General features: G+C 63.0%; 17 protein-coding genes. 11 read left to right on the top strand and 6 right to left on the bottom strand.

The genetic code is table 11. From position 1 onward, the window contains the following. Nucleotides 1-6: 6 nt before the first annotated feature. Complete coding sequence (locus CQ12_RS00325; RefSeq protein WP_057833373.1) at nucleotides 7-1506, top strand: tripartite tricarboxylate transporter permease; 1500 nt, start codon at nucleotides 7-9, stop codon at nucleotides 1504-1506. 33 nt (nucleotides 1507-1539) lie between these two features. On the opposite strand, the gene CQ12_RS00320 is transcribed toward CQ12_RS00325, so the two are convergent. Next, nucleotides 1540-2346, bottom strand: coding sequence for an IclR family transcriptional regulator (locus CQ12_RS00320; RefSeq protein ID WP_198164025.1), 807 nt, complete (start codon nucleotides 2344-2346; stop codon nucleotides 1540-1542). Between the two features lie 165 nt (nucleotides 2347-2511). Here CQ12_RS00320 and CQ12_RS00315 point away from each other — a divergent pair, with 165 nt between their 5' ends. Both CQ12_RS00315 and CQ12_RS00310 read left to right on the top strand, forming a co-directional pair. After that, nucleotides 2512-3036, top strand: coding sequence for a nuclear transport factor 2 family protein (locus CQ12_RS00315; protein ID WP_057833393.1), 525 nt, complete (start codon nucleotides 2512-2514; stop codon nucleotides 3034-3036). 48 nt (nucleotides 3037-3084) lie between these two features. After that, complete coding sequence (locus CQ12_RS00310; RefSeq protein ID WP_057833372.1) at nucleotides 3085-4719, top strand: flavin-containing monooxygenase; 1635 nt, start codon at nucleotides 3085-3087, stop codon at nucleotides 4717-4719. A gap of 64 nt (nucleotides 4720-4783) precedes the next feature. Here the strand turns inward: CQ12_RS00310 and CQ12_RS00305 are convergent, their stop codons facing one another. From CQ12_RS00305 to CQ12_RS00295, 3 genes are read right to left on the bottom strand one after another with little or no spacing between them, the layout of a single operon-like run. Beyond that, nucleotides 4784-5797, bottom strand: coding sequence for an SIS domain-containing protein (locus CQ12_RS00305; protein ID WP_347337399.1), 1014 nt, complete (start codon nucleotides 5795-5797; stop codon nucleotides 4784-4786). Continuing rightward, nucleotides 5794-6738, bottom strand: coding sequence for an N-acetylmuramic acid 6-phosphate etherase (locus CQ12_RS00300; protein ID WP_057833392.1), 945 nt, complete (start codon nucleotides 6736-6738; stop codon nucleotides 5794-5796). Before CQ12_RS00300 ends, CQ12_RS00305 begins: the two co-directional genes overlap by 4 nt. A 19-nt stretch (nucleotides 6739-6757) precedes the next feature. Next, complete coding sequence (locus tag CQ12_RS00295) at nucleotides 6758-7705, bottom strand: glucosamine kinase nucleotide-binding domain-containing protein (RefSeq protein ID WP_057833370.1); 948 nt, start codon at nucleotides 7703-7705, stop codon at nucleotides 6758-6760. A gap of 119 nt (nucleotides 7706-7824) precedes the next feature. Between CQ12_RS00295 and nagA the strand changes: the two genes are divergently transcribed. Then, the gene (gene nagA, locus CQ12_RS00290; protein ID WP_057833391.1) at nucleotides 7825-9006 is read left to right on the top strand and encodes an N-acetylglucosamine-6-phosphate deacetylase; all 1182 of its coding nucleotides are present in this window, start codon (nucleotides 7825-7827) and stop codon (nucleotides 9004-9006) included. After that, nucleotides 9007-10209, top strand: a complete 1203-nt coding sequence (locus CQ12_RS00285) for an aspartate kinase (protein ID WP_057833369.1) — start codon at nucleotides 9007-9009, stop codon at nucleotides 10207-10209. A gap of 35 nt (nucleotides 10210-10244) precedes the next feature. Here CQ12_RS00285 and CQ12_RS00280 read toward each other — a convergent pair whose 3' ends face one another. Beyond that, a complete protein-coding gene (locus tag CQ12_RS00280) occupies nucleotides 10245-10499 on the bottom strand; it encodes a hypothetical protein (RefSeq protein ID WP_057833368.1) in 255 nt (84 codons plus the stop codon). 478 nt (nucleotides 10500-10977) lie between these two features. Here CQ12_RS00280 and CQ12_RS00275 point away from each other — a divergent pair, with 478 nt between their 5' ends. From CQ12_RS00275 to CQ12_RS00265, 3 genes are all read left to right on the top strand, one after another. Further along, nucleotides 10978-11913 (top strand): helix-turn-helix domain-containing protein, encoded by a 936-nt coding sequence (locus CQ12_RS00275; RefSeq protein ID WP_157087918.1) that lies wholly within the window; start codon nucleotides 10978-10980, stop codon nucleotides 11911-11913. 111 nt (nucleotides 11914-12024) lie between these two features. Further along, nucleotides 12025-13269: an acyl-CoA dehydrogenase family protein gene (locus CQ12_RS00270; protein WP_057833366.1), complete on the top strand. Its 1245-nt coding sequence runs from the start codon at nucleotides 12025-12027 to the stop codon at nucleotides 13267-13269. Between the two features lie 58 nt (nucleotides 13270-13327). Continuing rightward, on the top strand, nucleotides 13328-14047 hold the full coding sequence (locus CQ12_RS00265; protein WP_057833365.1) for an SDR family NAD(P)-dependent oxidoreductase: 720 nt from the start codon (nucleotides 13328-13330) through the stop codon (nucleotides 14045-14047). A gap of 170 nt (nucleotides 14048-14217) precedes the next feature. Here CQ12_RS00265 and lipA read toward each other — a convergent pair whose 3' ends face one another. Beyond that, nucleotides 14218-15183, bottom strand: a complete 966-nt coding sequence (gene lipA / locus CQ12_RS00260; protein WP_057833390.1) for a lipoyl synthase — start codon at nucleotides 15181-15183, stop codon at nucleotides 14218-14220. A 582-nt stretch (nucleotides 15184-15765) separates the two neighbouring features. Between lipA and aceE the strand changes: the two genes are divergently transcribed. The 3 genes from aceE to CQ12_RS00245 form a co-directional block, all read left to right on the top strand. Then, the gene (aceE, locus tag CQ12_RS00255; protein ID WP_157087917.1) at nucleotides 15766-18453 is read left to right on the top strand and encodes a pyruvate dehydrogenase (acetyl-transferring), homodimeric type; all 2688 of its coding nucleotides are present in this window, start codon (nucleotides 15766-15768) and stop codon (nucleotides 18451-18453) included. Between the two features lie 24 nt (nucleotides 18454-18477). Further along, entirely contained in the window at nucleotides 18478-20043 is a 1566-nt protein-coding gene (locus CQ12_RS00250; RefSeq protein WP_057833363.1) for a dihydrolipoyllysine-residue acetyltransferase, read from the top strand. Nucleotides 20044-20059: 16 nt separating this feature from the next. Then, nucleotides 20060-20355 (top strand): biotin/lipoyl-containing protein (locus CQ12_RS00245; protein ID WP_283807340.1); only part of this gene is annotated, 296 nt, incomplete at its 3' end.

The raw sequence follows: 20355 nt of genomic DNA, 5'->3' as shown, positions 1-20355 counted from the left end.
ACTGCGATGGATCTCTTTCACAATCTGGCAATCGGCTTCTCCACCGCGGCCCAACCGGCCAATCTGCTCTACGCCTTTTCGGGATGCCTGCTCGGCACCTTGATCGGCGTGCTCCCGGGTCTCGGCCCGCTCGCCACCATCGCAATGCTGCTTCCCATCACCTACGCGCTGCCGCCGGATGCGGCGCTGATCATGCTGGCGGGCATCTATTACGGCGCGCAGTATGGCGGCTCGACCACGGCCATCGTGGTCAACCTGCCCGGTGAGTCGTCCTCCGTCGTCACCACGATCGACGGCTACCAGATGGCGAAGCAGGGCCGGGCCGGTGTTGCGCTCTCGACGGCGGCGATCGGTTCGTTCTTCGCGGGCTGCGTCGCCACGCTGGCGCTGGCGGCGCTGGCCGGGCCGCTGACGGCGACAGCCTTGCTGTTCGGCCCCAAGGAATTCTTCGCCCTGATGATCCTGGGCCTGATCCTCGCTTCGGTGCTGTCGAGCGGCCCCTTCATCGAAGGCATCGGCATGGTCGTGCTCGGCATGCTGCTCAGCCTCGTCGGCACCGACCTCAATAGCGGAACGCAGCGCTTCGCCTTCGGCGTCCCGCAACTCTTCGATGGCCTTGATTTCGTGCCGCTGGCGATGGGCATCTTCGGCTTTGCCGAGATCGTGAAGAACCTCGAGCAGGACGACAAGCTCTCGCTGGTGACGCAGAAGATCGCCAACCTGTTTCCGACGCGTGAGGATTTCCGGCGCATGATCCCGGCGGTGCTGCGTGGCACCACGCTCGGCACGCTGCTCGGTGTGCTGCCGGGCGGCGGCGCGGTGCTCTCGTCGTTCGCCTCCTACACGCTGGAAAAGAAGCTGTCGAAACATCCGGAAGAGTTCGGCAAGGGCGCGATCGAAGGCATCGCGGGTCCGGAATCCGCCAACAATGCGGGAGCCCAGACCTCCTTCATTCCGCTTCTGACGCTCGGCGTGCCGGCCAACGTCGTGATGGCGCTGATGGCGGGCGCCATGAACATTCACAACATCCAGCCCGGCCCGGAAGTCATGACCAAGAATCCGGCCCTGTTCTGGGGGCTGATTGCCTCGATGTGGGTCGGCAACCTGATGCTGCTGGTCCTCAACCTTCCGCTGGTCGGATTGTGGGTCAAGCTTCTCACCATTCCCTATCGCTACCTGTTTCCGGCGATCATGGTGTTCTGCTCGATCGGCGTCTATTCGATCAACGGCGGGACCTTCGAGATCCATGAAGCGGCCGCGTTTTGCGTGTTCGGCTACGTCCTGATCAAGCTGCAACTGCCGGCCGCGCCGCTGTTGCTGGGACTGGTGCTGGGGCCGGCGATCGAGGAGAATTTCCGCCGTGCGATGGTGCTCTCGCGCGGCGACGCGACCGTGTTTCTGACCTCGCCATTGTCGGCCAGTCTTCTGGCCGCAGCCGCCGTCGCCATCATTTTGATCACGCTGCCCGCGATCCGCGCGCGGCGCGAGGAGGCGCTGCAGGAGTGACGGCGGTTCAGCGTCTGCCAGACCGGTGCGATATCACAAGCCGGTATCGGCTGACGCGTCGTTTGCTTTGACCGATCGGGCGGCCTGCTGCAGGACGCTCAAATAGCGGCTGGCGTTTTGCCTGATCCGCTCGGCAGCACCGCCAAGTCCCAGCGCCACGGGTTGATTCTGAATGGTGGTTGGCAGCAGCACGCAGATGGTGGCGCCGCCCAGAATTGGAACGTTCTCCGCGGAGCAATAGCCTTTGCCGCGGATCTGGCGGATGCGCTTCATCATCTCCGGCAGCTTGACCCTATGGGCCGCGTTCGGCGTGGCGATGTTCGCGCGGCGAACGATGTTGTCCACTTTCTCGTCCGGCATCGTCGACATCAGCAGCCATCCGAGCGCGGACTGTGTCAGCGGTCTGAGCGTGCCCTCGTCGACATGAAAGCGAAGCGGGTGAATAGATTGGAGGATCTTGACGTACTGCAGATACACGTCGTTCGTGGTGCCGATCGCAACGGCTTCACCCGTTGCCGCATGAACGTCGCGCATCGCCTCGAGCAGGCGGCTGCTGCCGAACAGGGCGCTCGGGATCCAGTCACCCAGTGAGGTCACTTTCGGCGTCGGGAAATACACCCGCGTCTTGCGATCGAAATTCAGGTAGCCGAGGCCGACCAGCGTCTTGAGCAAAACCGTGGCGCTGGACGGCGGATAGCCAAGCGCAACGCCGATTTCCGACATGGCCCGCGGCTGCCGCTCCCGCATGAAGAATTCGAGGATCTCAATGGCGCGGAGTGCGGATTTGACCGTGGATCCGGCTGCGGAAATGGAGGCGGATGTCGTCTGCTGCGGTGCCACAACGCCCCTCCCTTAGCCGGAGAAAATTCAAGAATGTGAAATTGAGCTTCACATATGAAGTTTTGTTGGTTGCTTCCACTGCACATGAGATGGTTGCCGCCGTCAAGGAGGGGCCGATGCGCGCGTGCGCATCGAGCCGGAGCTTGGACGGGGCACGATATGACCATAGCTCAAGCGAGGATTGCCGAACTGCTCGACCGGGAGGCGATCCGCGACTGCATCTACCGCTACTGCCGCGGGGTTGATCGCGCCGATGAAGCGGTGCTTCGCAGCGCGTACTGGCCGGACGCAACGGACGAGCACGGCCCATATTCAGGTCCGGTCGAAGGGTTCTTTCAATGGGCGAATGGAATCTTCGCAAGCGGTGCACGCAACGTTCATATGGTCGGCAACATCCTGATCGAGTTCACTGCACCCAATGAGGCCGTTGTCGAAACCTACTTCCTCGCGCTGCAGCGCGGGCCGGGCCGGGATGACGTCGTTCGCCAGTTTCTGATTGCCGGCCGCTACTGCGACGTCTTTCAGCAGCGGGACGGTGAGTGGCGGGTCTTCCGACGCGTCGTCGTCTACGACTGGGTGGACGAGCAGGTGGCCGCAACCGAGCCCGAAGCGATCCGCTTTGGACCGCGGCTGCCATTGGGCGCGCAGTTTCCCGACGATCCCATCTACCGTCTTCTGCGTCCGCGCTAGCGGATGCAGTTTTCAAAGAGCCAAGCACCAAATCGAGGAAGCGCCGACATGAAGAATGGGAATGCAGGGCAGCGTGTTGATTTGGTCGTCGTCGGCGCCGGATTCGGCGGCCTGTACGCCGTCTACAAATTTCGCGAAATGGGCCTCAGGATCGCGGCCTTCGAGGCCGGTGGCGATGTCGGCGGTGTTTGGTACTGGAATCGCTACCCCGGTGCGCGCGTCGATCTTCCGAGCATCGACTACAGCTATTCTTTTTCGCCCGAGGTCGAGCAGGAATGGACCTGGTCAGAAGAGTTCGCGTCGCAGCCGGAGCTGCTGGCCTACTTCAACTTCGTCGCCGACCGGCTCGACTTGCGTAAGCACTACCAGTTCAATACGCGGGTCACGCGTGCCGTCTGGGATGAAGTGCGCAAGCTCTGGAAAGTGACGACCGATCGCGGCGAGACGATCGAGGCGACCTACTGCGTGATGGCGACCGGCCCTTTGTCGATTCCGAGGGATCCCGAAATTCCCGGTATCGATTCCTACAAGGGCCAATTGTTGCGCGCGGGTAAATGGCCGCACCATCCCGTTGACTTCACCGGCAAGCGCGTTGGCGTGATCGGCACGGGATCGACCGGCATCCAGATCGTGCAGGAGGTCGGCCGGCAGGCCGATGAGCTGTTCGTGTTCCAGCGCACGCCGAGCTTCACCATGCCCATGCGCAACCAGAAGCTCGATCCCGATTACGTGGCGGATGTCAAACGCAACTACGCCGGTATTCGCGAGGCGGCGCGCAACAGTCCGAACGGCGGTGTGCGCCCGTGGACGACCCGCGCTTTCTTCAGCGTGACGCCGTCGCGTCGTCGCGAACTTCTGGAGGATGCCTGGAAGTCCGGCGGACTGACCATGCTCGGCACCTTCACGGACCTCCTGAGCAACGAGGAGGCCAATGAGCACGTCGCCGAATTCGTGCGGGGCAAGATCGACGGCGTCGTCACGGATTCCGTCACCGCGGAAAAGCTGAAGCCCCGCGGCTACCCGATCTTCGCGCGTCGTCCGTGCCTCGACACCGGCTACTATGAAACGTTCAACCAGCCGAATGTGCGCCTGATCGACTGCGTCACCGACCCGATCGTGGAGATCACGGAGCATGGCGTGCGCACGCAGTCTGGCGAGACCGAACTCGACATGCTCATCTTTGCGACCGGCTATGACGGGCTGACGGGCGCACTGACAGCCTTCGATGTCGTCGGTCGCAACGGCTGCACCGTGAACGAGAAATGGAAGGAGGGAGCCCGGTCATATCTGGGCCTCATGATGGAGGGATTTCCGAATCTCTTCATGACGACCGGACCTAACGGCCCGGCGGCGCTGGCCAACATCGTCAGGATCAGCGAGAACGATGTCGACTGGATCGCCAATGCCATCACGCATATGGCCGACCATGGCCTCGATACGATCGAGCCGACCAGGAAGGCGGAAGACGACTGGATGGCGCTCGTGTTGAAGCTCGCGCAGCGCTCGCTCCTGTCCAAGGCGAAAACCTGGTATGTCGGCACCAACGTCAAGGACAAGGCTCAGGGACTGACGCTGTTCACGGGCGGATTTCCCAGGTACCGGGAGTATTGCGCGGCCGCCATACAAAACGGCTACCGCGACTTCGTCTTTGAACGTGGACGAAAACCGGTCGCCGCCGCTTGACGGTCGAAGTGCGCGTGCGTGCATGGCGCCATGTCTGGCGCCCCGGCTTTCGATCAGCCAGCCGTCAAAACGTCTCGGTGATCTTGCTCAGGCGAGGGGGACGATCCGGGTCGAATCCGCAGGCGCGCGCGGTCTGCTCGATCATCCGATAGGCCGGAACGAGCATGGTGATCGGGTCGGTGGCGGGGTCATCCTCGGCCAGCCAGGGCAGCGAGCCATGCGGTCCGCCGCATAGATGCAGCGCGATCTTCTGCTCGCGCAATTCGTCTGCCAGCGCGTCCACCGTGATGGCCGTTTCATCCATGAGGCGCATCATGACGACCGGCGTGCGCGACGATAACGCGGCGCGCGGCCCATGCTGCAGTTCGGCGGCGCTCAGACCAATGGAAGGCAGGCGCAGGATTTCCGAAAGCTTGAGCGCGATCTCCCGCGCCGAGCCGAGGCCCAGGCCCCGCGCCGCCACAAACACCGCTGATGCCTTGGCGAGATCATCGGCAACCGCGGACCAGTCGAGCGCCAGCGCGCGGTGCAGGCGCTCGGGCAGCCTGTCGAGGGCCGACCGCAGCGCACGATCTTCCGCCAGCTCGGCAACAAGTTCGGCGCTGGCCGCCATCGAGCCGATCACGGTCTTGGTCGCCGCGACGGAGTGCTCGGTGCCTGCTTCGATCGGAACGACGAACTCTGCTTGGTCGGCCACCGGCGATGATGTCGCATTGACGATGGCGATGGTGCGGGCGCCCGCGGCGCGCGCCGACCTGGTTGCCGCGACAAGATCCGGGCTGCGCCCGGACTGCGAGATTACGATGAACAGTGCGTCGCGCAGCATCAAGGGCGTGCGGAATGCCGTGATCACCGAAGGCGCGCTGGCTGAGACGGGAAGGCGAAGCCGCGTCTCGATGAGGTATCTCAGGAAAACCCCGGCATGCCCGGAGCTTCCGCGGCCGCACACGACGCACAGGGGGGCTGAGCCAATCCCGATCCGCTGCGCGATGTCGCGCATTGCGGGACGGTTGCGAACGATTTTGGCGACAACATCCGGGCTTTCGCCGATTTCGCTCGCCATTGCGGATGACGTCACGGCTCAACCGCTCCGCCTTGCTTGCGGGCCGGCGCTGGCTTGGGATGTCGGTCTTGATCCTTGGTCAACTCGGCGAACACGCGCCGAAGGTTGCCGTCACAGTTTTTCAGAATGATCTCGGCATCAGCCCTGTCGACACCCAACGCCAGAAGGCTTGCCGTCTTGATGTCACCCTCGGCCTCTTCGAGCGAGCGCGCCGCCTGCGACGGATCGCAGTGCGCGATCTGCGCCACCATGGCCTCGGCGCGCCGCTTCAGCTTGGCATTGGTCGGCGGCATGTTCACCATCATGCCGCGATACACCCGGCCAAGGCGCAGCATGATCCCCGAGGAAATCAGGTTGAGCACGACCTTCTGCGCGGTGCCCGCCTTCATCCGCGTGGAGCCGGCGATCAGCTCGCGGCCGGTCTCGATCAGGATCGGAAACTTTGCCGATTCCAGCAATGCGGTGCCGGGATTGTTGGCGACGCCGATCGTCACGGCACCGCCGGCGCCTCCCTGCTGCAGCGCCGCGACCGTGAAGGGCGTTGTGCCGCTGGCGGCAACGGCGATCACCACGTCGTGCGGTGTGAGGCGCGCGGCATTGATTTGCATGACCGCATCATCGACGTCGTCCTCCGCACCCTCGATGCTGGTGACGAACGCGCTGTCGCCGCCGGCGACGATGAAGCGGACGCGCTCCCTCGGCCAGGCGAAGGTCGGCGTCAGTTCGGCGCCGTCCTGGACCGCGACCCGGCCGGAGGTGCCGGCGCCGACATATACGATGCGCCCGCGATCGCCCAGCGCCGCCTTCGCCGCTTCGGTCGCAGCCGTAATCGCGGGAAGGGCGTGACCAATCGCCGCGACGGCCGCAAGCTGGCCCTCCCACATCGCTTCCATCGCTGAGGTCAGCGACCATGCATCAAGATCGGCAAAGCGGGGATCGACTTCTTCGGTGGCCATGTTGTTGATCCAAGCGCCATCAAACGCGGAACTTCGAAGCCTGTTCATGGTCAGTGTCTCTGTCCATTTCTCCGTCCAATTCTCTCTTGGGTAGGTCAAGCCGCCCTCGCGCCACCAGCAGCGCGCCGGCCGCCGCGTCGGCGTCAGGACGCTTCAGGCGGGCGCGCAGGTCAGGCGTGAGCCAGGGCGTCATGGCTTCGGCTAGCCCGCCCACCAGCGAGAGCCGATCAATTCCTTTCGCCAGGAACAGATCGAGCAGATCGCCAATGGCATCAGCCGCGCGTTCGACGATGCGACGGCCGACCGGATCGCCCTGATTGGCGTGTCGCATCACGATCGGCGCAAATGCCGCATAGTCTGTGGCCCTGGCTTCTTCAGACCAGGCCACCGCCTGATAGGGATCTGAATCGAAGGCGCCCAGCACCTCTGAAAGCAATGGGGTCAGCTCGCCGCGGCGATCCGCGGCACGGAGCGCCAGTCGAACGACCTGGAGGCCGATATCGGCGCCGCTGCCTTCGTCCGATACGGGAAAACCGTAACCGGCGATGCGGATTTCGCGGCCGTCGATCAGGCCGACGCCCACCGAGCCTGTGCCGGCGACCACGATGGCCCCGTCCGCGCCGCCATGCGCGCCGAGACAGGCCGCCAGGCCGTCGCTGATGAAGACGACGGAAGCAAAGGGATGCGCGATCTGGTTGAGTGCCGCTTCCGCGCCCCGGCGACCGAGACCGGCAAGGCCAATTCCGGCGTGCATCTGCGCGAAATCCTCGCGCGTCAGTCCGGCCTGCGCGGCCGCCGCTTCAGTGGCCTCCATGATGGAGCGCCAGGCCTTCTCGAAGCCAATCCGCGTCGTCGCAGGTCCGGAGCTCGCTGTTCCGAGTACCCTGCCGTTTTCGTCTTCGATCCGGGCGCGGCAGCGGGTTCCACCGCCATCGATGCCGAGATACGTGGTAGCTTTTGTTACCATGGAACGCTAACGCGAAGGTTTCGCTCCGGGTCCTCTTCGAGGCGCTTCAGTGTACATATGAAGTCCTGTACGGGACTCACCTCACGAGTCCGTGACTGCCAATTCTCGGATCAATGCTGATGGGCCACGCCGGTTCTTCCTCCCTCACGATTGCCGCGCGGCACATCTTTGATGGTGCCGACATGCGCGGGCCGGGGTCGGTCAGGATCTCGCAGGGGCGGATTGAGAGCATCACTTTCGGCGAGGCCACGGCGCGGGCCTCAATCCAGCTTCCCGCCGACGCGATCCTTGCACCGGGATTCATCGACATCCAGGTGAACGGAGGCGGGGGCGTTCTTCTCAATGACCAGCCGACGGAGGCCGGCGTTCGGCGTATCGTCGAGGCACACCGCAAGGCGGGAACCACGGGCTGCTTGCCGACCCTCATCACCGATCGCGGCGAGGTCATCGAACGCTTGGCCGCGGCCGCCGAGGCTAGCCTGAAGATTCCCGGCGTTCTCGGCTTTCATCTGGAAGGGCCGGCCCTCAACCGGTCGCGCAAGGGCATTCATCCGGAAGCCGAGATACGCGTGCCCGCTCGGCGCGATCTCGCCGCGATCAAAAGCTTTGGGGGCCGCGGCCGCTCCATGGTGACCCTGGCCCCGGAATGCGTGCCCGCATCCATGATCGATGAACTGATCGGCGCCGGATTGCGTATCGCGGCCGGCCACAGCGACGCCACCGCCGCCGAAATCGGGCAGGCGGTCGATCGCGGTGTTTCGGGGGTGACCCATCTGTTCAACGCCATGTCGCAGTTGAGCGCAAGGGCACCAGGCCTGGTGGGCGCCGCGCTTGATGATGACCGGCTGTTTGCCGGGATCATCTGCGACGGCATCCACGTTGACCGCGCCGCGTTGCGTGTCGCCTTCCGCTGCAAGGGACGCGACCGATTGATGCTGGTCACCGATGCCATGCCGTTGGTGGGCACGAACGATCGGCAATTCATGCTGCAGGGAAGGCCGATCACGTTGCGCGAAAATCGCCTGACCGGTCCCGATGGCACGCTCGCGGGCGCCCACCTCACCATGATCGAGGCGGTGCGCAACGCTGTTGCGCTGCTCGGAATCGCCCTTGTCGATGCGCTCATCATGGCCTCCAGGACGCCGGCGGCATTTCTCGGCCTTGAGTCCGAGCTTGGACGGATCGCGCCCGGATATCGCGCCGACCTTGTCGCCTTCAATCCGAACTTTGAAGTCGTCGGCACGTGGATAGGCGGTGCCGGTGCGATGGACGACGCGAGCGAGGCTTCTCAGCGAGGTTAGATGCGCAACCATTCCATCATCGTGCAGAAATATGGCGGTGTCTGTCTTGAGACACCGGCGAAAATTCGCAGCGTCGCGCGCAGTCTCGCCGACCTGCATGGCCGTGGTCATCGTGTCGTGGCGATCGTCTCCGCCATGGGCAAGACCACCGACCAATTGATCCAGATGGCCTATCAGGTCAGCCCTGCGCCCAATCGCCGCGAACTCGACATGCTGCTGACGACCGGCGAGCGCATCAGCATGTCGCTGATGAGCATGGCGCTCGCCGATCTCGGCGTGCCCGCGATCAGCTTCACTGGCAGCCAGGCCGGCGTGATGACCGACGACTCTCATTCCTCGGCGCGGATTCTGGATGTACGGCCGATTCGCGTGCGTGAGGAACTTGATCGTGGGCGCGTCGTGGTGCTGGCGGGATTTCAGGGGGTGAACCCGGCGACCCGGGAAATCACCACGCTCGGCCGGGGCGGCAGCGACACCACGGCCGTCGCGATGGCCGCGGCATTGAAGGCCGAGCGCTGTGAAATCATCAAGGAGGTCGACGGAATTTGTTCGGCCGATCCGCGCATCGTGCCGGACGCGAAATCCCTGCGGCAAGTGGACTTCGCATCGTTGTCGGAGATGTGCTTCTGGGGAGCAAAGGTCCTGCATTTTCGCAGCATAGAGCTGGCGCAAAGCCAGGACGTGCCGCTGGTGATCAAGCAGTGGGGCGGCGTCGAACACAGCACGCAAGTGGTGAAAGAGGGTGCAGGCATGGAAAACGGAAAGGCTCTGGCCGTCAATTCGATCGCGCGCATCGAGCATGTGGAAATCGATTCCAGGGATCTCAGTCACGGCTTCGAGAAATTCGCGCAGCATCTCAAGCAGAACAGCCTGTCCTGGCCGCAGCTCCTCGACTCCGGCTTCGCCGCGGGAAAAACCAGCATGACGGTGGCTTGCGATTCGGAGTGGCTGGATGCCCTGTCGCGCACGCTGGAGCAGAGCCAGGATCTGCGCAAGCCGCGCGAGGCTTCAAGTTCGGTCAGTCTCACCTGCTTCGGCGCCGTTTCGCCGGAATTGCCGCTCACGGCATTGCAGGTTCTCGCACATCACGGAATCGTCCCCGACAAATATGTGATGTCGCCGAATTCGGTCAGCCTGTTTGTCCCCGTGGAGAACCGGGAGGCTGCGGTCAAGGCGTTGCACTCGCTTGTCCAGCAAACATAGCTTCGAGAGGCTCGGATCGGACGAAAGGCTGGCCGTCAAAGCTTGTGCGGCGACCCCCGATAGCGCTCGATGTCGGCGTACTCGAAGAATTTGCGAGCCTCGTCGAGGCATTCCTCGTTGGTAAGCAAGCGTTGCAGCGGCTCGGTTCGGGGCGGACCCTGCTCCGGAAAGGGATGCTTCTTGTATTGAAGCACCATCTTGTCGAACTCGTCGCCACCTTCCTTCTTCCAGTGACGGAGGCTCACGACCTTGCGCCAGCGCCGCGGGTGCCGCGCCCACCAGCGTACCACCGGCGCCTGCGCTCCCGGCGAGAAACTTCCGCCGGTCCATTTCTCCGCCAGCGCTCATTGAAGCCTCCCGGTCCGTCCATGATGATCATTCTAAAATTGTATGGAGAGATAATACTATCAAAGCGTGAAGCGACAGCAATCCTTACGCGAGTACTGCGCGGGCTGACATGGCCGTCACGAGACGCGATGCGATGTGCGGACGCAGGAGCCAAACGCCCCGAAGATGCTTTTCTGGTTAAATTGATGCTTCGTGATTTTCCCAATCGAGAATATTGGGAAGAGGGCGGCTGAGCTGTTTCTCGCGAGGCAAAGGTTCGAGCAGGCGTCGCCGGCTCGCGTTCGCGAGCTGGACGCAAAGAGCCATCCGCGGTGCCAGCCAGAAATTGATCGTAATTCGCGGAAGTTTGATCGCCTTTCCTATTGGCGATATCGTTTACTTGCCGGGCCCTTTACGATTTCACTTTGTTTCGAGGTGCTCATGGAATGGTCGACCACGCCGAGTCGCCCGGATCAGCCCTTTGGAAGCTGGGCTGACGACCTTGCGGCTGCTTTCGTTCGACTTGAGCCACGCAGGATTGCTGACCTGCCCTTCGGAGGCGCAATTTCGAGGGTTGATGCTGCTCCGATTCAGGTATCGCTGGTCACAGCCACCGGGCATACGGTGCTTCGCCTCGCTTCGCACATTGCCTCGAGCACGGACGATCTTTGCTTTGTCAACCTGCAGCTCGGAGGGTTGGGGCGTACCACGCAGCGGGGCCACGAGCAGATCAGCACGCCCGGTGACCTGGCGCTTGTGGATACGACAGAGCCGTTCGAGATCGCCAACTACCGCGATTTCAAACTGTTCTGCTTTGCTGTACCACGACGACTATTGCCGATAGCGCTGCTGGATCGCCCGCGACTGAACCTGTCCGCGACGGAAACTGGCCGCGCTCTCTCCCGGACGCTCGCCAGCTACGCCGAACTCAGCTTGAGTGGTTCTCAACTCCCGAGAACCCTGACACTGATCGGCATGCACGTAACCGATCTCATTTCGTGCGCGCCGGAAATTTTGTCGGATATCTCCGTCGAGCGCGTCCATACTCCCGTGCTGCTGTCGATGATGCTTGACCATATCGATCGCTATAGCAACGACCCCAAGCTGGGCGCTGCAGCACTCGCCGCACGATTCCGTTGCTCTGAGCGCTACGTACACCGTTTGTTTGCGGCAACCGGTCGCTCAGTGGGAGAGCACCTCAACGAGAAGCGGATTGCCGCCTGCACGCGCAAGCTCCTTGATCGAAATTCCGCTCAGGAGACCATTGCCGAGATCGCCTTTGCCGCGGGCTTCCGCGACATCTCGCATTTCAACCGCCTGTTCAAGCGTTGCAATGGATTGGCCCCGCGGGAGTTCCGCCGCGCCGCCGCACGCTAATCAATCTGGTTCACTCCACGCCAGGAAATCGGGCGCCACCGTCCAAGATTTTATCTCGTGGTTGGGATAGCCATTGCCTGACGGCCAACACCCGGACCAGAGGGCATTGCGATGGCGATCGACTTTACGCTCACTGCGCAACAGCGCGAGCTGCGGCGCGCTTCCCGCAAGTTCGCGAAGGAGGTGCTTGGCGAGGCCAGGAAGGCTGAGTTGCTGGCAACGCCGGAAGAGCGCTTCCTTGCGACCAAGCCGACCTACGAGGCGATGGTGGCTGCCGGCTATTTGCGAAAGTGCATCCCGGTGCCTGCGGGCGGCGACAATGCCGGGTTGGTGGATATGGCGATCCTGGCTGAAGAATTTTACAGCGTGAATCCCAGCGTGACGCTCACGATGCTTGGCACCGTGCTTGGTCTGCTGCCGATTCTGCTCGGCGGCACACCCGACCAATGCAAGCGCCTGCTCGCACCCTTTCTGAAGGCAAGCGGTGCGCCGCTTGCCGGATTCTGCTCCAGCGAACCGGGCGGTAGCGCCAACGCCGCCTCGCCTCCGCCCGGCGAGGGCGTCCGCACGACAGCACGGCGAGAGGGTGACAACTGGGTCATCAACGGTCACAAGAAATGGGTGTCCTCCGCCACGGGTTGGAACCGCGAAGGCGCCAATGTTCTGTGCGTGGTGTGCCGGTCCGACGCGGCGGCGGCGCCTGACGCAGCGATCTCCATCATTGCGGTAGAAGGACCGATGGCGGGCCTTGTATTCGAACGTGCAATCGACACGATCGGTCATCGGGCGCATCTCGTTCCGCAATTCGCGTTTCAGAACGTCGTGACGCCTGGCCACAATTTGCTCGGACAGGAGGGCTCAGGCCTCGCGTTGACGGCTGCGGCCTTCACGGGCACCGCGGCACTCGTCGGCATCTTCGGCGTCGCGTTGATGCGTGCGGCGTTCGATTTTGCGCTGCATTTCGCCCGTACCGAGAAGCGTGGCGGCGTTCACGCGATCATTGAGCATCAGGCGGTCGGATACGCTTTGGCCGATGCAAAAACCACGATTGAAGCAGCGCGTTATCTGAGTTGGCGCGCCTGTCACGCGCTTGATACCCAGTCGCCGGCGGCCGAGGAGCTTGCAGCAGAGGCGAAGATTTTCGGTTCCGAGGCCGCGGTGCGCGTGATCACCGATCTCATGCGCGTGGTCGGCATCGAAAGCTACGATCATGAAGCTCCTTTCGCTCGTCTGCTGCAGGATGCGCTCGCGCTGCCGATCTTCGACGGCGGCAATATGGGTATCCGTCGGCGACAGCTGCACACGATATTGAAGCGAAGCGACTATGATCCGTTTGCTGCCAGCGGAACGGCGTAACCGAGGTTCAGCATCGGGACACACCAAGATTGGAGTTTTCGATTGAGAGGTCGGGATCATGAGTGCTGAGCAAAGAGTGGTCGTTGTGACGGGAGCTTCGCAGGGCATCGGTGCCGGTATCGTTCAAGCTTTCAGGGACCGGAACTGCCGGGTTGTTGCAACGTCGCGGTCGATAACGCCCGTCGCTGATTCGGGCGTCGTGACGGTGCAAGGTGATGTTGGCGCTCGCGACACGGCTGAGAAGGTCTTCAAGACGGCGTTGGAGCGCTTCGGTCGTGTCGATACACTAGTCAACAACGCTGGCATGTTCATGGCAAAGCCCTTTGCGGCTTACTCGCAGGACGACTACGACATCTATTTGTCGACCAACGTAACGGGCTTCTTTCATATGACCCAGCGTGCGCTGGAGTTGATGAGCAAACAAGGGCATGGTCACATAGTCACGATAACGACAAGTCTCGTTGACCAGCCGATGACTAGCGTTCCCGCCGCGCTGACCTCTCTCACCAAAGGGGCGTTGAGCGCGACGACCAGGGCGCTCGCCATCGAGTATGCGAAGACCGGAATCCGCATAAACGCCGTGTCGCCGGGAATAATCAGGACCCCAATGCATCCGCCCGAAGCGCATCAGGCTTTGGCGGCACTTCATCCAATGGGGCGCATGGGAGATGTTTCCGACATCGTGGACGCGGTGCTCTACCTCGATGGCGCTGGATTTGTCACGGGAGAGATACTTCACGTCGACGGAGGACAGGCCGCTGGCCACCACCTGCCGTAGAGCCAGAAGCTACTTTGGCGGCGACGGTCGGCTACTTTGCATGGGGTTGTTTTCGATATTTTGGTTGGGGCTGGCTGGCCTGGCCGTAGCTCGCAGGCCGGAAGCCCGCCTTCGCCAAGCTGCCAAGATCGTGGGTTCAACCCAAAAGCGCTGACCGACGGAATGGCTCCCTAACCACGCCGGCGCTCGCGCAGCCTGCGGAAGTCATCGCCCGCGTGATGTGATGAGCGCGTCAGCGGCGTGGCCGACACCATCAGGAAGCCCTTGGTATAAGCGACCTTCTCATAGGCATCGAACTCGTCAGGCGGCACGAAGCTTACGACAGCGTGGTGCTTGCGCGTCGGTTGCAGATACTGGCCCATGGTCAGGAAATCGACGTCGGCGGAACGCAGATCATCCATCAACTGCAGCACCTCGTGCCGCTGTTCGCCGAGGCCAACCATGATCCCGGACTTGGTGAATATCTCCCCGTCAAGCTCCTTCACGCGCTGCAGCAGCCGGACCGAATGGAAATAGCGCGCGCCGGGCCGCACCGTCAGGTACTTCGACGGCACTGTCTCCAGATTGTGGTTGAACACGTCGGGTTTCGCCGCAACGACTTTTTCAAGCGCGCCCGGTTTGCGCAGGAAATCCGGCGTCAGGATTTCGATCGTCGTACCCGGGCTCGCGAGCCGGATCGCGGCGATGGTCGCGGCGAAATGCGCGGCGCCTCCGTCGGCAAGGTCATCGCGATCGACCGAGGTGACGACCACGTGTTCGAGCCCCAGCTTGGCGACCGCGTCGGCGACCTTGGCCGGCTCGTCGGCGTCGAGCGGGCCGGGGAGGCCGGTGCGCACGTTGCAGAAAGCGCAGGCGCGTGTGCAGGTATCGCCCATGATCATGAAGGTCGCGTGCTTCTTGCTCCAGCACTCACCGATGTTGGGGCAGCTTGCTTCCTCGCAAACGGTCACGAGCTTGTTCTCGCGCACGATGCGCTTCGTCTCCGCCCATGCAGCAGAGCCGGGCGCCTTCACACGGATCCATGCAGGCTTGCTTAGGATGGGCGTGTCGGGGCGGTTGACTTTCTCGGGGTGACGCGGCGTGGCCCGGATCTTCGCGCGCGGATCGTTGTTGAGGAGATCAAGTACAACGGTCATTTGGTCGACCTCATGGTCTGCGAGAAGGTAGCGGCGCCGAGAATTCGCTCGCGCTGCCGCACGCGACGAAAGTGCAGGAACGTATTCGGTCGCAGACATTCGCTATCCGAACGAAATTCGTCAACTCGATTGTCACCTCCACATTTGTCGACCATTGCGCTCGGCTTTCGAGGCCGAACGACGGCAACGTTTGTAGCGGTGCGGGGCGCGCCCGCCGGACGATCCGATCTTTCGGGCGGAACCTGCGGCCTGTTTCCGGCGCGTCAGACAGATTCCGGCCGGACATCCCGGCGCCGCCGACGAGGTTTCGAGCAATCCTCAGCAAAATGAATGGCATGCGAGCGATTGGCAGGCATTTCCGCGATCTGGCACGAATGCTGCTTAGATGTCTGCAAAAGAAGAAGCAGCTCGAAAAAAGGGCGGCTCCAAGTAAACAGCGTGAGGGGACGTTCAGATGCCAGCCAGCATTCAGTCTTTGACCTGACACGACAGGCGATACCGCCTGCGTGGCATTGCGCGCTTCCGCTTGAAGGCGAGGCGCAATGAACGATGACGCCTGCTTGGCATGCAAGGGAGAGAGTAATGACAGTCGTGGACGCGCACGATCTGGATCCGCAGGAAACCCGGGAGTGGCTGGATGCCCTGTCGGCGATCCGAGGCCACCGCGGCAATGAGCGGGCCGAATTCGTCGTCAACACAATGATTGACGCTGCGCGCAGCGGCGGCCTCAGCATTCAGCAGACGTTGACGACGCCCTACTGCAACACGATTCCGCTGGACCAGCAGCCGGCGCTGCCGGGCGACCGCGCCATCGAGCACAAGCTGCGCTCCATCATCCGGTGGAACGCTCTCGCGATCGTCTTGCGTGCCAACAAGGAGAGTTCTGAGCTTGGCGGTCACATCGCGAGCTTTCAATCCGCCGCCACGCTCTACGACATCGGGTTCGGTCACTTCTGGCACGCGCCGACGGAAGCGCATGGTGGCGATCTGATCTTTGTCCAGGGGCACTGCTCGCCCGGCATCTATGCGCGCGCCTTCCTCGAGGGACGGCTGAGCGAGGAGCAGCTCCTCGGCTTTAGGCAGGAGACCGGCGGCGCAGGGCTATCGAGCTATCCGCATCCCTGGCTGATGCCGGACTTCTGGCAGTTCCCGACGGTGTCGATGGGGCTGGGACCCCTGATGGCGATCTATCAGGCGCGATTCCTGAAGTATCTGCAGAACCACAAGCTGGCCGAAACATCCAATCGCAAGGTTTGGGCCTTCATGGGCGACGGCGAAACCGACGAGCCGGAATCGCTCGGCGCAATCTCGCTCGCCGGCCGCGAAAATCTCGACAACCTGATCTTCGTCATCAACTGCAACCTCCAGCGGCTCGACGGGCCGGTCCGCGGCAACGGCAAGATCGTTCAGGAGCTCGAAAGCGTTTTCCGCGGCGCCGGCTGGAACGTCATCAAGGTGCTGTGGGGCTCCGGCTGGGACCGGTTGCTCGAGAAAGACCAGAGCGGGCTGTTGCTGAAGCGCATGGAGGAATGCGTCGATGGCGAGTACCAGGATTTCAAGAGCAAGAGCGGCGCCTATATCCGCGAGCACTTCTTCGGCAGGTATGACGAGCTGAAGCAGCTCGTCGCCGACATGAGCGACGATGAAATCTGGCAGCTGGCGCGCGGCGGCCACGATCCCGAGAAGGTCTTTGCGGCCTATACAGCGGCCGTGAACCACAAGGGGCAGCCGACGGTCATCCTGCCGAAGACCGTCAAGGGCTACGGCATGGGCGAGTCCGGCGAAGGCCAGATGATCGCGCACCAGGCCAAGAAGATGACGCAGGATGCACTGCGCGGTTTCCGCGACCGTTTTCAGGTCCCGGTCGCTGACGAAGACCTAGCGAAAGTCCCGTTCATTCGCTTGCCGGACGACAGCCCGGAGATGAAGTATTTCCGGGCGCAGCGCGAAAAGCTCGGCGGCAGCCTGCCGCAGCGCCGGCGCAAGTCGGCGTCCCTGCAGATTCCGCCGCTGTCGACGTTCCAGCGGCTGCTCGACGCTACGGGCGATCGCGAAATCTCGACCACGATGGCGTTCGTGCAGATGCTCGGCACCCTCGTGCGCGACAAGGCGATCGGCAAGCACATCGTGCCGATCGTGCCGGACGAATCCCGCACCTTCGGCATGGAGGGCATGTTCCGGCAGCTCGGGATCTATTCATCGGTCGGCCAGCTCTACCGGCCGCAGGACGCCGATCAGCTGATGTACTACCGCGAGGACAAGAGCGGGCAGGTGCTGCAGGAAGGCATCAACGAAGGCGGCGCGATGTCGAGCTGGATCGTCGCGGCGACGTCCTACTCTACGAACAACGTGCCGATGATCCCGTTCTACATCTACTACTCGATGTTCGGCCTTCAGCGCGTCGGCGACCTCGCCTGGCTCGCGGGCGACATGCGCGCGCGCGGCTTCCTGCTCGGCGGCACCGCCGGGCGCACCACGCTCAACGGCGAAGGATTGCAGCATGAGGACGGCCACAGCCACGTGCTGGCCGGCACTATCCCGAACTGCGTGTCCTACGATCCGACCTTTGCCTATGAGGTCGTGACCATCGTTCGCGAAGGCATGCGCCGCATGTATGAGGCGCAGGAAGACGTCTACTACTACATCACACTGATGAATGAGAACTATCCGCATCCCTCTCTCGCCGAGGCGGGTAAGGGGGCGGAGGAGGGGATCCTCAAGGGGCTCTATCTCCTGAAGCGTGGCAGCGAGACGACGAAGAAGGGATTGCGCGTCCAACTCGTCGGCTCGGGCACGATCCTGCGTGAAGTGATCGCAGCCGCCGACCTGCTCAAGGCGGACTTCGGCGTGACCGCCGACGTGTGGAGCGCGACCAGCTTCAACGAGCTGCGCCGCGACGGCATGGCGGCGGAGCGTTGGAACCTGCTGCACCCGACCGAGCCGCGTCGCAAGAGCTGGGTGGAGACGCAGCTCGACGGTCACCCGGGGCCGGTCGTGGCGTCGACCGACTACATGCGCAACTACCCCGACCAGATCCGCGAGTATGTGCAGGCGGCTGGCCGTCGCTACGTCGTGCTCGGCACGGACGGCTTTGGCCGCAGCGACTATCGCGTGAAGCTGCGGAAGTTCTTCGAGGTCGACCGGCATTACGTCGCCGTTGCGGCGCTCAAGGCACTCGCCGATGACGGCGCGATCAAGCCGGCGATCGTGGCCGAAGCCATCGCCAAATACAAAATCGACGCCGGGCGCGCTGCGCCCTGGACCGTGTGAGGCAGCGGAGCCGAGGACAGAGCGATGAGTGGTCTGATCGACATCAAGGTTCCCGACATCGGCGACTTCAAGGACGTCCCGGTCATCGAGGTTTTCGTCAAGCCGGGCGACAAGGTGAAGGCCGAGGACCCCTTGGTCGCGCTGGAGTCCGACAAGGCGACCATGGAGGTGCCCGCGCCCCGCGAAGGCGTCGTGAAATCGGTGGTCGTCAAGGTCGGCGACAAGGTGAGCGAAGGCGCTGTGATCGTGCAGTTCGTGGGCGCTGGCGCCGAGCAGGGCGAAGCGCGCCCGGTCGTGAGCGCTCCGCCGTCGCCTGTCAGCGCACCGGCGGGTGTCGCGGAAGTCCGGGTTCCCGATATCGGCGACTTCAAGGACGTTCCCGTCATCGAGATATTCGTGAAGCCCGGCGACAGCGTGAAAGCAGAGGATCCGCTCATTGCTTTGGAGTCGGACAAGGCGACGATGGAGGTACCGGCTCCTCTTGCGGGCACAGTGCGCGAGATCAAGGTCAAGACCGGCGATAAGGTCAGCGAGGGCTCGATCATCCTTTCGCTCGCCACCGGAGCATCACCTGTGCAGGCCGACATCCCTCCCGTGTCGCCGCCTGCGTCCTCGTCGGCCACCGCCGCTGGAACGGCGGTGGTCGGCGCCTTTGACGAGAAAAGCTTCGAGCTCGCCTATGCCGGCCCGGCGGTGCGCAAGCTGGCGCGCGAACTGGGCGCCGATCTCGGCAAGATCAAGGGATCGGGCAATCACGGCCGCATCCTTCGCGAAGACGTCGAGGCCTTCATCAAGGGCGGGGCGGTGCCTGCCAAGCCGCAAGTCGCGTCTGCAAGTGGAGGCGGCGTAGGCGGCATCGACCTTCTGCCCTGGCCGAAGGTCGACTTCGCAAAATTCGGACCGGTCGAGCGCAAGGAACTCGGCCGTATCAAGAAGATTTCCGCTGCCAATCTTCACCGCAACTGGGTCGTCATCCCGCACGTCACGACCCACGACGAAGCTGACATCACCGACCTCGAACAGTTCCGCGTCCAGATGAACAAGGAGCTGGAGAAGAGCGGCGTAAAACTCTCGCTGCTGCCGTTCATGGTCAAAGCCGCGGTCGCGACGCTGCAGAAATTCCCGGAGTTCAATGCCAGCCTCGATGGCGACGCGCTGGTCTACAAGAACTACTGGCACATCGGCTTTGCCGCCGACACACCGAACGGCTTGATGGTGCCTGTCATCCGCGATGCCGACAAGAAATCGGTGCCTGAGATCGCCAAGGAGATGAATGCGCTCGCCAAGCTCGCGCGCGAAGGCAAGATCAAGCCCGACCAGATGCAGGGTGGTACGTTCTCGATCTCATCGCTCGGCGGCATCGGCGGCATCTATTTCACGCCGATCATCAACGCGCCCGAAGTCGCGATCATGGGCGTCTGCAAGGGTTACTGGAAGCAGCACTCCGCCGACGGCAAGACATCGAACTGGCGGCTGACGCTGCCGCTTTCGCTGTCATGGGACCACCGCGTCATCGATGGCGCGGCGGCGGCCCGCTTCAACGTCTATTTCGCCAACGTGCTCGCCGATCTGCGGCGCGTGCTGTTCTGAGATTGGGGGGCGCAGCATGGCTCAGATCGAAGTGAAGGTTCCTGATATCGGTGACTTCAAGGACGTCGCTGTCATCGAGGTGATGGTGAAACCAGGCGAGACCGTCGCGGTCGACACCAGCCTGATCATGGTCGAGTCCGACAAGGCGTCGATGGAGATCCCGTCCTCTCACGCCGGCGTCGTCAAGCAAGTGAAGGTCAAGACCGGCGACAAGGTAAGTGAAGGCTCGATGATCCTTGTGCTGGAGGCGGAGGGGGCGGCGGCCGCGCCGAAACCCGCGCCAGCATCGCAGCCGGCGGCGACCGCCAGCCC

The sequence above is a fragment of the Bradyrhizobium jicamae genome (genome assembly GCF_001440395.1).
GTDB classification, from domain to species: domain Bacteria; phylum Pseudomonadota; class Alphaproteobacteria; order Rhizobiales; family Xanthobacteraceae; genus Bradyrhizobium; species Bradyrhizobium jicamae.
This window is presented reverse-complemented; position numbering and strand designations above follow the sequence as displayed.

Coding starts and splice junctions, on each gene's coding strand:
- CQ12_RS00325 (WP_057833373.1), top strand. CDS start 7: ATGGATCTCTTTCACAATCTGGCAATCGGCTTCTCCACCGCGGCCCAA.
- CQ12_RS00310 (WP_057833372.1), top strand. CDS start 3,085: ATGAAGAATGGGAATGCAGGGCAGCGTGTTGATTTGGTCGTCGTCGGC.
- CQ12_RS00300 (WP_057833392.1), bottom strand. CDS start 6,738: ATGGCCACCGAAGAAGTCGATCCCCGCTTTGCCGATCTTGATGCATGG.
- CQ12_RS00295 (WP_057833370.1), bottom strand. CDS start 7,705: ATGGTAACAAAAGCTACCACGTATCTCGGCATCGATGGCGGTGGAACC.
- nagA (WP_057833391.1), top strand. CDS start 7,825: ATGGGCCACGCCGGTTCTTCCTCCCTCACGATTGCCGCGCGGCACATC.
- CQ12_RS00285 (WP_057833369.1), top strand. CDS start 9,007: ATGCGCAACCATTCCATCATCGTGCAGAAATATGGCGGTGTCTGTCTT.
- CQ12_RS00275 (WP_157087918.1), top strand. CDS start 10,978: ATGGAATGGTCGACCACGCCGAGTCGCCCGGATCAGCCCTTTGGAAGC.
- CQ12_RS00270 (WP_057833366.1), top strand. CDS start 12,025: ATGGCGATCGACTTTACGCTCACTGCGCAACAGCGCGAGCTGCGGCGC.
- CQ12_RS00265 (WP_057833365.1), top strand. CDS start 13,328: ATGAGTGCTGAGCAAAGAGTGGTCGTTGTGACGGGAGCTTCGCAGGGC.
- lipA (WP_057833390.1), bottom strand. CDS start 15,183: ATGACCGTTGTACTTGATCTCCTCAACAACGATCCGCGCGCGAAGATC.
- aceE (WP_157087917.1), top strand. CDS start 15,766: ATGACAGTCGTGGACGCGCACGATCTGGATCCGCAGGAAACCCGGGAG.
- CQ12_RS00250 (WP_057833363.1), top strand. CDS start 18,478: ATGAGTGGTCTGATCGACATCAAGGTTCCCGACATCGGCGACTTCAAG.